Origin of the sequence: Pseudalkalibacillus sp. SCS-8, from assembly GCF_040126055.1 — a bacterium.
GTDB lineage: Bacteria > Bacillota > Bacilli > Bacillales > Fictibacillaceae > Pseudalkalibacillus > Pseudalkalibacillus nanhaiensis.
In genome coordinates this window covers 2,233,949-2,246,575 of sequence record NZ_CP143541.1, presented here as the reverse complement: position 1 = coordinate 2,246,575, position 12,627 = coordinate 2,233,949, and the positions used below count along the sequence as shown (strand labels likewise).

The following is a 12,627-nucleotide window of genomic DNA, read 5'->3' as shown; positions in this document are numbered from 1 at the left end:
CATGTCTGATGAAAAGAAGAAGAACGACTGGCTGAAATTGATTCTGAAGCCGACAAAGGATGGAAAGCTCAATCGCAAATCGCAATACATTCTCTTAATACTAGGATTCGGTATCGCTATGATGCTCGTCCAAAACCTGATTCGTAGCCCAGACTCCACCTCAGTCATGAATATGGCGGCAGACAATCCAGAGTCGAAGCCGACGTTCTCGATGGGCAAGTCAGACGATCCTTCATCAATCATCCGAGAGCTCGAGGAACATTATGAAAACCAGTTGAAAGACCTTCTGGATGAAATGATAGGTGTACAAAATGCAGAAGTGATGGTCATTCTCGACTCGACCTTCAAGAAGATCGTGGAGAAGGAAATCAATAAACAGGACACCACGACAGATGAAACGGATAAAAACGGCGGGAAACGTAAATCGACGACTTTGCAGACGAATGAAAAGGTCATCATCATCGATGGGAAAGACGGTAAAGAGCCTTTCATCGTCAGCATTGAAAAACCTAAGGTTACAGGTGTTTGGGTCGTAGCTGAAGGGGCTGAAAACCTTCAAGTGAAAAATGGAATCATTGAAGCTGTATCGAGGGTGTTTGATATGCCCAGCCATAAAGTAAGTGTAAGTGCGAAAAAGCTAAAGGGGGAATAATAATGTTATTGAAGAAACAAACGGTCTGGTTGTTGACGATGCTGAGCTTGATTATCGTGTTATCGGTCTATTACATCACGAGTCCTGAACAATCACCTACCGACTTTGCAACAGAAGAAGGTGAGAATGCTTCTGATAAGAAGGGCGTGAAGGATGGAGAGGGCAGTACTGTCGTCTCAGAAATGAGCAGTGACGAGCTGTTCATGGATCTCCGAATGAAGCTCGCTGATCAGCGTTCAAAGCTTGAGGCCCAATATCAAGAAGTCATTGCCTCGACAAGTGTAGCTGCTGAGGTTCAGATGCAAGCACTGGATCAATTGACTGCCCTCCAAGAGCTCGGTATGAAGGAACAAACCCTTGAAACCTTGATCAAAGGAATGGGCTATGAAGATGTCCTCGTCAACACGATGGGTGCAGAGGTCACAATCATCGTCCGTGTCGAAGAGGAGCTTACGGCCAAGGAAGCTAATGCTATTATGCGCCGTGCACAAGAACAGCTCGGAGACAAACAAGTCGCCGTCGAATACCAAGTCGCCAAAAACTGATCAGCAAAAAAGTCAAAAATATGGAAGACAGACCGCTCACGGCGGTCTGTCTTTTTTGTGTGCAGTGCCTGACACCGTTTTACAGCCCTTGTGGCTGTAGGGTTCGTTGGAGGTGTCAGGCACCAACCTAAATCCCTTGTGCCAGCTGTGTTTGTGAGAAGTGTCAGGCACCAACTCACACCCCTTGCACCAACCGGGTTCGACAAAAGTGCCTGACACCACCATCACCATCACCATCACCATCACCATCACCATCACCATCACCATCACCACCACCATCATCACCATCAAAAATAGAGCGTTTTCAATTGAAATGATTCTATATCTACCTTCTTGAATTTGTTTGTGATATGATAGTATCGAATTAGCACCTACTACCATAATAAGGTGTTAAGTTTAGTTAGACTAATTTATGCTATAATAATGAAATGACAGTAGATTTCTAGAAGGAGTGGAACTAATGCTCAAAATTCAAGAAATACGAGAATTGATTAAACTAATCGATCAATCCTCAATCAATGAATTCGAATACGAACAAGAAGGTGCGAAGATTTCCTTGAGGAAAGGTGGAACTGAACAACCAGTCGTTCAACAGGCTCCGCAAGTACGTACAGAACAACCAGCGCCGGCTCCACAACAGCCACAAGCTGAACAGGCTCCTCAGCAGCAAAAAGAGGAACCGAAGAAAGATTCGGATGCACCAGTGAAAGAAATGGACGAATCTTTACATAAGATCGAATCCCCAATGGTAGGAACGTTCTATGCTTCTCCATCACCAGATGAAGATGTTTACGTGAAACCAGGAGATAAAGTCTCCAATGACTCCATCGTATGTATCATTGAAGCGATGAAGCTGTTCAATGAAATTGAAGCAGAGGTAAATGGGGAGATCGTTGAAGTCCTAGTAGAAAACGGCCAATTGGTCGAGTATGGACAACCATTATTCCTAGTAAAGAAACAATAGGGTGATGCAGATGATTAAAAAAGTTCTTATCGCAAATAGAGGAGAAATTGCCGTCCGGATCATCAGAGCTTGTAAAGAGATGAACATCGAGACGATTGCCGTATATTCGGAAGGAGATAAAGAATCTTTACATGTCCGAATGGCAGATGAAGCCTATTGCATAGGTCCGATTCTTGCAAAGGACAGTTACTTGAACTTTACGAATATCATGAGCGTCGCAACATTGACCGGTGCAGATGCCATCCATCCAGGATACGGTTTCTTAGCCGAGAATGCTGATTTTGCAGAGATCTGCGGTGAGTGTAACATTACATTCATCGGTCCAAGTCCTGAAGCGATCAACCGTATGGGGACAAAGGATGTTGCAAGAGCTACAATGAAAGAAGCAGGAGTACCGATCGTTCCTGGTTCTGAAGGAATCATCGAGTCCACAGAACAAGCAATTGAGCTTGCTGAAGATATGGGTTATCCAGTCATCATCAAAGCGACAGCCGGTGGAGGCGGAAAAGGAATCCGTGTTGCCCGCAACGAGCAGGAGCTTGTAAAAGGGATCAAAATGACTCAGCAAGAAGCAGCTTCCGCTTTCGGTAACCCTGGTGTTTACATTGAAAAATACATTGAGGATTTCCGTCACGTCGAAATCCAGGTTCTTGGAGATAATTACGGGAACGTCATCCATTTAGGAGAGCGTGACTGCTCCATCCAACGCCGTCTGCAAAAGCTTCTGGAAGAAACGCCATCCCCAGCACTTGATCCTGAAAAGAGGGAAGAGATGGGGCAAGCGGCTGTCCGCGCAGCTCAAGCAGTTGATTATTCCGGTGCAGGAACGGTTGAATTCATTTTCGAACATAACACAGGTAACTTTTACTTCATGGAAATGAATACACGGATTCAGGTAGAGCATCCTGTAACTGAAATGGTCACGGGTACGGACCTGATCAAAGAACAAATCCGAGTGGCAAGTGGAGAACGACTTTCATTCGCTCAAGAGGATATTACCTTTAACGGCTGGTCGATCGAATGTCGGATCAACGCTGAAAATCCAGACAAGAATTTCATGCCGTCAGCTGGTAGAATAGAAATGTACCTCCCACCGGGTGGTTTAGGTGTACGGGTTGATTCAGCAGCATACCCAGGATACTTTATACCACCGTATTATGACTCGATGATTGCGAAAGTCATCACATACGGAAGTACCCGTGATGAAGCAATTCGACGTATGAAGCGTGCATTGAGCGAATTCGTCATTGAAGGTGTCGACACGACAATCCCGTTCCACCTTCGTCTATTGGATCATGAAAAGTTCACGAGTGGCGAATTCAATACGAAGTTCTTAGAGATGTATGATTTGACATCAAAATCAGCTTCTAAAGGTGGTGAATAGGATGAACGAATATCAAACTTTTGAAATGGAAGAAAAGGATTCAAACCTTGGGAAAGTTGAAATCTCACCAGAAGTGATCGAAGTCATTTCCAGCATAGCTGCTACTGAGGTAGAAGGCGTTTCATCTATGCGAGGAAATTTTGCGTCAGGTGTAGTTGAGCGATTTGGCAAAAAATCTCTTGGCAAAGGGGTTAAGGTTGAGTTGACGGAAGACGGCATTGATATCGATGTTTTCGTCACAATGAACTTTGGTGTATCCATTCCAGATACAGCTGAAAAAATTCAAGAAAATATCCGTTTAACCCTTCATACGATGACAGCCCTTGAACCGAATCGTATTGATGTGCACGTTGTCGGTGTCCAATTTGAAGGAAAACCGAACCAGCAAGAGGAAATCGAAGAATTCTAAAATAATGAGCTGACTCGGATTTCAGGCCTGTTGGATTCTACTAGATGTGGAATTCCAAGGTGCGGGGATCCGGGTCTGTTTTTATGTCTTCTTTTTCTCGTATGGAAACCTTCGATTATATCCATACAAAAATGTGAATGCTGTTAAGGAATGAGCCTCTATGCTATCATCAGGTAGAGAAGAAATGAAAGGAAGTATCCAAGATGAAAAGAAGGATTGCAAGGGAGAAGGCACTACAGTCCTTGTTCCAAATAGATGTAAGTGGATTAGATCGTGACGAAGCAATTGGTCATGTACTAGAAGAAGGTGAGGAGCGTGACTCTTTCCTCGTACAACTCGTCGAAGGAACTCTTGATCACCTCGAGGAAATCGATGCCCTCATAAAGAAGCATCTTGAAAACTGGAGCTTCGATCGAATCGGCAACGTTGACCGTGCTGTACTGCGAATCGCGGTATTTGAAATGATCCATATGGAAGAGATTCCGAAAAATGTCACGTTCAATGAAGCGATTGACCTTGCCAAAACTTTCGGAGGAGATGAGTCAGGTCGATTTGTAAATGCGGTCCTTTCAAAAATAAGCAAGACAATCCAGTAGCGGAGGGGAAAATATGGTTGCGGAGCTTATCAAAGGAAATGAAATCGCACAAGCGAAAAGAGACGAGATGAAGGATGAAGTTGCAAGGCTGAAAGAAGAAGGCGTCATACCAGGGCTGGTTGTTATTCTGGTGGGGAATGATCCAGCCTCTTTATCTTATGTAAGAGGGAAGACGAAGGCATGTAAACAAGTGGGGATCAATGGAAAATTGATTGAGCTTCCTGAAGAAACATCGGAAGAAAAGCTGCTTGAACTGATCGACCACTATAATCAGGATGAGACTTGCCATGGTATCCTTGTCCAGCTGCCTTTACCGGACCACATCTCAGATACAGCAATCATAGAAGCCATTTCACCGGAGAAGGATGTTGACGGATTCCACCCGATCAATATTGGCAGGATGATGACAGGGCAACGTGCGTTTTTACCATGCACCCCTTTTGGGATTATCGAAATGGTGAAGATGAAAGGTATCCCGATTGAAGGAAAACACGTTGTTGTCATCGGTCGAAGCAATATTGTTGGAAAACCCGTCGGCCAATTGTTTTTAAATGAAAATGCGACCGTTACATATTGTCATTCTAGAACGGCAAATATGAAAGAAATCACGAAACAAGCAGATATTCTTGTCGTTGCCGTAGGGAAGATGCACTTTGTTGGAAAAGAATTTGTGAAGCCGGGCGCTGTCGTCATCGATGTTGGAATTAACCGTAAGGATGATGGCAAGCTGACAGGGGATGTCAATTTTGAAGAAGTGGAGCAAGTCGCTTCTTATTTGACACCAGTGCCGAAGGGTGTTGGTCCTATGACGATCACGATGCTTCTCCAGAATACAATTCAATCTGCAAAATGGAGTCATCAAACAGAAGGTGTGCATTAAATGCAACAAGAACGATATATCAGTATTACCGAGCTGACGCGCTATATTAAGCGAAAATTCGATCAGGACAACCGTCTTCAAGACATGTGGCTGAGAGGCGAATTGTCCAATGTGAAATTCCATAGCCGTGGACATATGTATTTTACCGTAAAAGATGCCAACAGCCGAATCAATGCGGTCATGTTTGCAGGCAATAACCGTTTCTTGAAATTCCGGCCCGAAGAAGGGATGAAAGTGTTGATCAGAGGAGAAGTCTCTGTCTATGAGCCTCATGGTCAATATCAACTGTATGTGAAAGAAATGCAGCCGGATGGAATCGGAAACCTGTTCCTTGCATTCGAGGAACTGAAGAAGAAGCTAGAATTTGAAGGGTTGTTTGCACCTGAAATAAAAAAGCCGCTTCCAGCTATGCCTAAAAAAATCGGAGTCATTACATCTCCTACGGGGGCTGCTGTGAGAGATATTTTGACAACCATTAAAAGGCGTTTCCCGATTGCGAAGGTGACGGTAATGCCTGTACTCGTCCAGGGTCCTCATGCAGCTCCGAGTATTTCGCGGGCCATTGATTATGCCAATGAGCAAGGAGCCTGGGACGTGTTGATCGTCGGGCGTGGCGGAGGATCCATTGAGGAATTATGGGCGTTTAATGAAGAAATCGTGGCTAGAAGCATCCATCATAGTCATATCCCAGTCATTTCTGCTGTAGGACATGAAACCGATTATACAATCGCTGATTTCGTGGCAGATGTGAGAGCAGCCACCCCTACTGCTGCTGCAGAGCTAGCCGTCCCGCATATTGATGAGCTGAAGGAACGGATTTTGCAGAGACGTGTACGATTGTCCAGAGCGATAACTGAAAATGTAAAAACGATGAGGAATACACTCAATCGCTATCAGCGGTCCTATGCATTCAAGTATCCTACCCAACTCGTCAAACAGAAGGAACAGGAGCTTGACCGACTGATTGAAGGATTACAGAAAAGCGGAGCGAGGACACTGACGCGAAGGTCTGAACAAATCCAGCAGATGAACCAGCGTCTTGAGCGAAATCATCCTTCAAAGCGCCATGAGCAATCGAAGGAGAGATATCAGTCGGTTGTCCGAATGCTTAAAAAAGAAATGCGAAATCATTTAGAGCAGTCAACAGGCTCCTTCCAGCAGAAAATCGGGAAGCTGAATGCGTTGAGTCCGTTAAGCATCATGGAACGAGGATACAGCCTCGCCTATCACCAAACGAAGGGTGAGCTTGTGAAAAGCGTGAAACAAGTACAACCAGGAGACCCCATAGCCGTCCGGCTGAAGGATGGGAAGCTGGATTGCCAGGTGTGGGGGCTTGAGGAGAGTGAGAATAATGGAAGAGGATAAGAAACAAACATTTGAAGAAGCGATGGAAGAGCTTGAACAGATCGTTGAAAAGCTTGAAGAGGGAGACGTTCCTCTCGAAGAATCCATTCGATTGTTTCAAGAAGGCATGAAGCTTTCCAAGCTTTGTCACGATAAATTACAGCATGTAGAGAAACAGATGGATGAATTGTTGAAGGAAGATGGAGAAACCGAACCCTTCACTTTACAGGAGGACGAATAAGGTTGAATAGTGAAACATTTGTGGAGCTTCTCGAAAATAAGAAAAATCTTATAGACGACGTACTTCCTCAAAAAGTGGAAATGCTGGATGCGCACTCAAGCCTGAAGGAAGCGATGCTGTACTCGATCCTGGCTGGGGGGAAAAGGCTACGGCCGACATTGCTGTTGATGACGATCGAGGCGTTCGGCGAAAAGGTTGAAAGTGGTATTGATGCTGCCTGTGCAGTTGAAATGATCCATACGTATTCGTTGATCCACGATGACCTTCCGTCCATGGATGATGATGATTTCCGTCGAGGCAGTCCGACCAACCATAAGATTTACGGGGAAGCTCTTGCGATTCTGGCTGGAGACGGTCTCCTGACTCATGCTTTCAGAATCATTTCCGAATCGACCATGCTTGATAGTGATACGAAGATGGACCTCATCAATCGACTTTCAAAGGCGGCAGGACCTGAAGGCATGGTTGATGGTCAAGTGGCCGATATGGAGGCGGAAGGCAAGCGTCTTTCCCTGGAAGCATTAGAGGCGATTCATCGTAAGAAAACGGGTGCTTTACTTGGTTTTTCCATTTATGCCGGTGCTCGGATCGCCGGAGGGTCAGAAGAACAGCAGCATCATCTCACCCAATTCGCTCATCATTTAGGACTTGCTTTCCAAATACAGGATGATATTTTGGATGTCGAGGGTGACGAAGCGAAAATGGGGAAACCGATTGGAAGCGATGAACAAAACAACAAGAGTACGTACCCTCACCTTTTGACCTTATCAGGCGCAAAGGAACAGTTGATGATTGAAGTGGCTGAAGCCAAGAAACATCTGTTCGAAGCAGGCATCAACCATGAATGGCTCGAGCATTTCACAGATTATATGATCAGCAGGGATCATTAGAAACATTGAGACAAAAACGTTTCTATGGTATATTATAATTACATGAGGAGTGGTGCAGTATTCTAGTCAGTCTCCCATTTCTGAGGGCGGGCCTAAAAATCCGCCAAAGGGCACATCGATGAAGTTCCTGGTATAGGCTCGAGGCGCCCAGCCTTGGGTCTATACTGGGAGTTAAGGCTAAAGGGCGATCCACAAAGGCATGTGGGCGTTGACCCTTTTGCCGCGGAGGACCTCAACTTTGCGATTTGTGTGCTAATACCTTATTGCGAACTGAGGTTATAAACCTGTATCACTGGTTTTTTCGGTCGCTAGAAACTACTGGTGAGCAGCGTAGCCTGCCTTGAGTGGAATTTGAGGGGATTATGGAAGAGGATGAATTTCCGGTTGGCCGCCGAAAGGAATCCATACCATATGAAATCTATTCTGCGAAAGAGGCTAGGGAATGGTAAAGACTGTTGAGGAAAACTCCTAGACTGTTCCATGTGACATTCATTGAGGATTATAGTGCGGACTAAGTGGTAATCTAGTCTGACGATTGGTGACAACGTCAAGAGGGGATTAAAGGGAAACCTCCAGTATGGCAACGTACTGGTACCCCTCTGGGAAAACCTACTGGACCTAAGCCGCAGTGTTTACTCTTTGAATGACCACTCCACCATACATATGAATAGATCGTTAAGCGCAGTTCGAGCTTACGAATACAAACAATGTTGATTTTGAAGAAAAAATCAACAATTTTAACATAGTACTCATTAAGGAGCATACATGAATAAAGTTTTAACTAAATCATTAAAATGGAGTTCTGGAATTGCCGTTATCACGCTTGTGTTAGCGGCTATTTTTTCAATTGTCTCAACATTGTTAATAGAAGGAGTCGCATGGGCCGTAGGGGTCCTTATTGTATTTTTAATCGTGCTTATCGGTATCATATTTGATATTATAGGGGTTGCGGCAACAGCAGTAGATGAAGTACCCTTCCATGCGATGGCTTCAGAAAAGGTCAAAGGCTCGAGGCAGGCGATTATGATTTGTCGTAACGCCGACCGTGTTGCGAGTTTTTGTAATGACGTGATTGGAGACATTTCTGGTATAATAAGCGGGACTGCTTCTGCAGCAGTCATTGTACAACTTGCGCGAACCTTTGGCGGAGATGATGTTTCCGCATTTCAATACACCGTTTCAATTGTGTTCACGAGCGTTGTAGCAGCGGTTACGGTTGGTGGGAAGGCTCTGGGTAAATCATTTGCCATACATTTCTCTACGGCAATCATTTATCAGGTCGGACGAGTAATCTACTTCTTTGAGGAAAGATTAAAGCTTAAGAAATTGGTTCCTCAACCCGCTTCAAACAGGGTGAAACGCAATTCGAAAGGAAAGTGAGGATGTTCCATGGATTTGGAATCAATCAAGGATCCTGAATTTTTAAAAGAGCTGGATGCTGATCAACTTGAAGAACTTGCATCAACCATCCGCACTTTTTTGATCGAGAAAATTTCTAAGACAGGTGGGCATCTGGGGCCTAATTTAGGTGTAGTGGAATTGACCCTGGTGCTACATAAATTATTTGATAGTCCTAAAGATAAGTTCATTTGGGATGTAGGACATCAAGCATATGTACACAAAATATTGACTGGTCGAGCAGGCCAATTTGATACACTCAAGCAGTATCAAGGGTTATGTGGTTTTCCTAAACGATCTGAGAGCGAGCATGACGTTTGGGAGACTGGGCATAGCTCTACTTCTCTTTCAGCAGCCATGGGGATGGCAACAGCACGCGATCTGAAGGGGACAGATGAAGAAATTGTTGCGATCATCGGAGATGGTGCACTGACAGGAGGCATGGCATTAGAAGCGCTCAACCATATCGGTCACGAGCAGAAGGATCTCATCGTCATCTTGAACGATAATGAAATGTCCATCGCTCCGAATGTAGGAGCACTTCATAATGTCCTAGGCCGGTTAAGAACGGCTGGAAAATACAAGCGTGTGAAAGAAGAGTTTGAATCCCTGCTTAAAAAAGTACCTGCAGGTGGAAGACTTGCATCAACTGCTGAGCGTTTAAAGGATTGTCTAAAATACTTATTCGTCTCAGGAATCTTTTTTGAGGAACTGGGCTTTACTTATTTAGGGCCTGTTGACGGACACAGTATTGATGACCTCACAGAAAACATCAAATATGCAAGAAAGACGAAAGGGCCAGTCCTTGTCCACGTCTTGACGCAAAAAGGGAAAGGCTATAAACCAGCTGAAACGGATGCCATTGGTACGTGGCACGGACCAGGTCCCTATAAAATCGAATCTGGTGATTTCATCAAACCAGCTGTTGCTGGACCTAGTTATAGTAAGGTTGTAAGTGAAACATTGCGAACAATCGCCCGTAAGGATGAAAGGCTTGTCGTTCTAACACCAGCAATGACCGTCGGTTCGAAATTAGAAGCGTTCGGTGAAGAATTCCCTGATCGACTTTATGATGTGGGAATCGCTGAACAACATGCTGCAACGATGGCTGCTGGTCTTGCCACTCAGGAAATGAAACCCGTGTTATCGATCTACTCGACTTTCTTGCAGCGTGCTTATGATCAGCTTGTTCATGATGTGTGCAGACAAAACCTGAACGTCGTATTTACGGTCGACCGTTCTGGATTGGTCGGATCGGATGGGGAGACGCATCAAGGAGTGTTCGACATCGCATTCCTCCGTCACCTGCCGAATATGGTCGTCTTGAATCCGAAGGACGAAAACGAGCTTCAGCATATGGTGTATACAGCCACAGAACATGACGACGGCCCGATTGCTGTACGCTTCCCAAGAGGAACAGGAATTGGAGTACCGATGGATGAAGAATTGAAAAAAATTGAAATCGGTACATGGGAAGTTCTTGAAGAAGGAAAAGACGTCGCCATTTTAGCAGTCGGCACAATGATTCCTGTAGCAATGAAAGCGGCAGAGCTTCTTAAATCACAAGGGGTATCACCAATCATCATCAATGCACGTTCCATCAAACCACTTGACAATGGGATGATTACGGAGCTTGTAACTAAACGTATCCCAATCCTTACGATGGAGGAAGGTATCCTCCAGGGTGGTTTCGGCAGTGCGGTACTCGAATTTGTTCATGAGCTGGGTATTCATAATGCTGTCATTGATCGAATGGGGATTCCTGATCGCTTCATTGAACATGGAAGTGTCTCGAAACTGCTTGAAGAGATCGGCTTGACACCTGAAGGCGTCGTAGAGCGGGTGTTTGAGATGATCCCTAAGAAACAACAGAGGGCATATTGAAATGAAAAAGAAAGAACGACTGGATATTCTCCTCGTCGAACGAGGATTGATAGAAACACGCGAAAAAGCCAAGCGGGCGATCATGGCAGGGCTTGTCTTTTCAGAGCAAGAGAGAATGGATAAGCCAGGCCAAAAAGTCGATGCGACGATTCCGATCGAGTTGAAAGGGAATCCGATCCCTTATGTTAGCCGCGGAGGCTTGAAATTAGAAAAAGCGTTAAAAACATTTGAGTTTGACCTTCAAGATAAAATCATGATTGATATTGGTTCTTCAACAGGTGGATTTACAGATTGTGCGCTCCAGAATGGTGCAAAATTCGTATACGCCGTGGACGTTGGATACAATCAACTCGCTTGGAAGCTTCGGAATGATGAACGTGTACGCGTAATGGAACGTACGAATTTCAGATATTCCAAACCTGAGGATTTCACCAATGGACTGCCTCACGTAGCTACCATCGATGTATCGTTTATATCCTTGAAATTGATTTTACCTGTTCTGAAAGAAATCCTCATGCCAGGCGGCCAGATTATCGCATTGGTGAAACCCCAATTCGAGGCAGGGCGAGAAGAAGTCGGGAAAAAAGGCATTGTCCGTGACAGGAAAATCCATCGATCGGTGCTGGAGAAGATCATTCAGTTCAGTCATGATACAGGCTATCATGTGATGGACTGTATTCATTCTCCGATTCGTGGTGGAGAAGGGAATATCGAATTCCTGCTTCACCTCTCCAAGCCCTCAGAACATGAGACCGCTGAAATCAAATGGACTGGAGAACCAAGCGCGGTCGTGGATGAAGCACATGAATCCTATAAAATTGACGAAAGATAACGGAAAGATACTCCGTTATCTTTTTCATTCTTCTCATGCATAGACCTACATGTTTATCCACCTTTTACGTGTACAATCTTGTTTTAATCGTATATGATATGCTTATACATGACTGAAGATAGATAGCCTCTTGTGGAGTGATTCAATGATGAACAAAGGACAAAGACATATAAAAATCAGGGAAATCATTACGAATTTCGACATCGATACTCAGGATGAATTGGTCGATCGTCTTAAGAATGCAGGATTCAATGTGACACAAGCTACCGTTTCGCGGGACATTAAGGAGTTGCACCTGGTAAAGGTACCTATGCAGGATGGTCGATATAAATATAGTCTTCCTGCTGACCAAAGATTCAATCCTTTACAGAAGCTGAGACGGACGTTGACGGATAGCTTCATCAATATTGATCATACGGATCATCTCATCGTCATGAAAACACTGCCCGGTAATGCAAACGCGGTAGGTGCCTTGATCGATAATCTTGACTGGGAAGAAATCATGGGGACGATCTGTGGGGATGACACGATACTGATCATATGCCGTTCCGCTGAAGACAGCCCGATCATTACACAACAATTCTTAGATATGCTTTAGAAAGCTAGGA

General features: G+C 44.7%; 15 protein-coding genes. 14 read left to right on the top strand and 1 reads right to left on the bottom strand.

The genetic code is table 11. The features are described 5' to 3' along the window. Position 1 precedes the first annotated feature (1 nt). Entirely contained in the window at positions 2-652 is a 651-nt protein-coding gene (spoIIIAG, locus tag V1497_RS11755; RefSeq protein ID WP_349407743.1) for a stage III sporulation protein AG, read from the top strand. A gap of 2 nt (positions 653-654) precedes the next feature. Then, positions 655-1,197, top strand: coding sequence for a SpoIIIAH-like family protein (locus V1497_RS11750; RefSeq protein WP_349407742.1), 543 nt, complete (start codon positions 655-657; stop codon positions 1,195-1,197). Positions 1,198-1,233: 36 nt separating this feature from the next. On the opposite strand, the gene V1497_RS11745 is transcribed toward V1497_RS11750, so the two are convergent. Next, a complete protein-coding gene (locus V1497_RS11745; protein ID WP_349407741.1) occupies positions 1,234-1,488 on the bottom strand; it encodes a hypothetical protein in 255 nt (84 codons plus the stop codon). 169 nt (positions 1,489-1,657) lie between these two features. Here V1497_RS11745 and accB point away from each other — a divergent pair, with 169 nt between their 5' ends. The 12 genes from accB (at position 1,658) to ahrC (ending at position 12,617) form a co-directional block, all read left to right on the top strand. Continuing rightward, positions 1,658-2,161 carry an acetyl-CoA carboxylase biotin carboxyl carrier protein gene (gene accB / locus V1497_RS11740; RefSeq protein WP_349407740.1) on the top strand — a complete coding sequence of 168 codons (504 nt, stop codon included), beginning with the start codon at positions 1,658-1,660 and terminating at the stop codon, positions 2,159-2,161. A 10-nt stretch (positions 2,162-2,171) separates the two neighbouring features. Then, complete coding sequence (gene accC, locus V1497_RS11735) at positions 2,172-3,545, top strand: acetyl-CoA carboxylase biotin carboxylase subunit (RefSeq protein ID WP_349407739.1); 1,374 nt, start codon at positions 2,172-2,174, stop codon at positions 3,543-3,545. A gap of 1 nt (position 3,546) precedes the next feature. Next, positions 3,547-3,954, top strand: coding sequence for an Asp23/Gls24 family envelope stress response protein (locus V1497_RS11730; RefSeq protein ID WP_349407738.1), 408 nt, complete (start codon positions 3,547-3,549; stop codon positions 3,952-3,954). A gap of 203 nt (positions 3,955-4,157) precedes the next feature. After that, positions 4,158-4,550, top strand: a complete 393-nt coding sequence (nusB, locus tag V1497_RS11725; protein ID WP_349407737.1) for a transcription antitermination factor NusB — start codon at positions 4,158-4,160, stop codon at positions 4,548-4,550. 13 nt (positions 4,551-4,563) lie between these two features. After that, a complete protein-coding gene (gene folD / locus V1497_RS11720; protein ID WP_349407736.1) occupies positions 4,564-5,430 on the top strand; it encodes a bifunctional methylenetetrahydrofolate dehydrogenase/methenyltetrahydrofolate cyclohydrolase FolD in 867 nt (288 codons plus the stop codon). After that, positions 5,431-6,795: an exodeoxyribonuclease VII large subunit gene (gene xseA, locus V1497_RS11715; RefSeq protein WP_349407735.1), complete on the top strand. Its 1,365-nt coding sequence runs from the start codon at positions 5,431-5,433 to the stop codon at positions 6,793-6,795. After that, a complete protein-coding gene (locus V1497_RS11710; protein WP_349407734.1) occupies positions 6,782-7,015 on the top strand; it encodes an exodeoxyribonuclease VII small subunit in 234 nt (77 codons plus the stop codon). The genes xseA and V1497_RS11710 overlap by 14 nt, the downstream gene beginning before the upstream one ends. A 2-nt stretch (positions 7,016-7,017) precedes the next feature. Further along, positions 7,018-7,905, top strand: a complete 888-nt coding sequence (locus V1497_RS11705) for a polyprenyl synthetase family protein (protein WP_349407733.1) — start codon at positions 7,018-7,020, stop codon at positions 7,903-7,905. A 765-nt stretch (positions 7,906-8,670) separates the two neighbouring features. Then, positions 8,671-9,285 (top strand): hypothetical protein, encoded by a 615-nt coding sequence (locus V1497_RS11700; RefSeq protein WP_349407732.1) that lies wholly within the window; start codon positions 8,671-8,673, stop codon positions 9,283-9,285. A gap of 9 nt (positions 9,286-9,294) precedes the next feature. Further along, a complete protein-coding gene (gene dxs / locus V1497_RS11695; RefSeq protein ID WP_349407731.1) occupies positions 9,295-11,187 on the top strand; it encodes a 1-deoxy-D-xylulose-5-phosphate synthase in 1,893 nt (630 codons plus the stop codon). A gap of 1 nt (position 11,188) precedes the next feature. Further along, positions 11,189-12,019: a TlyA family RNA methyltransferase gene (locus V1497_RS11690; RefSeq protein WP_349407730.1), complete on the top strand. Its 831-nt coding sequence runs from the start codon at positions 11,189-11,191 to the stop codon at positions 12,017-12,019. A 148-nt stretch (positions 12,020-12,167) separates the two neighbouring features. Then, the gene (gene ahrC / locus V1497_RS11685) at positions 12,168-12,617 is read left to right on the top strand and encodes a transcriptional regulator AhrC/ArgR (protein ID WP_349410809.1); all 450 of its coding nucleotides are present in this window, start codon (positions 12,168-12,170) and stop codon (positions 12,615-12,617) included. Positions 12,618-12,627: the final 10 nt, after the last annotated feature.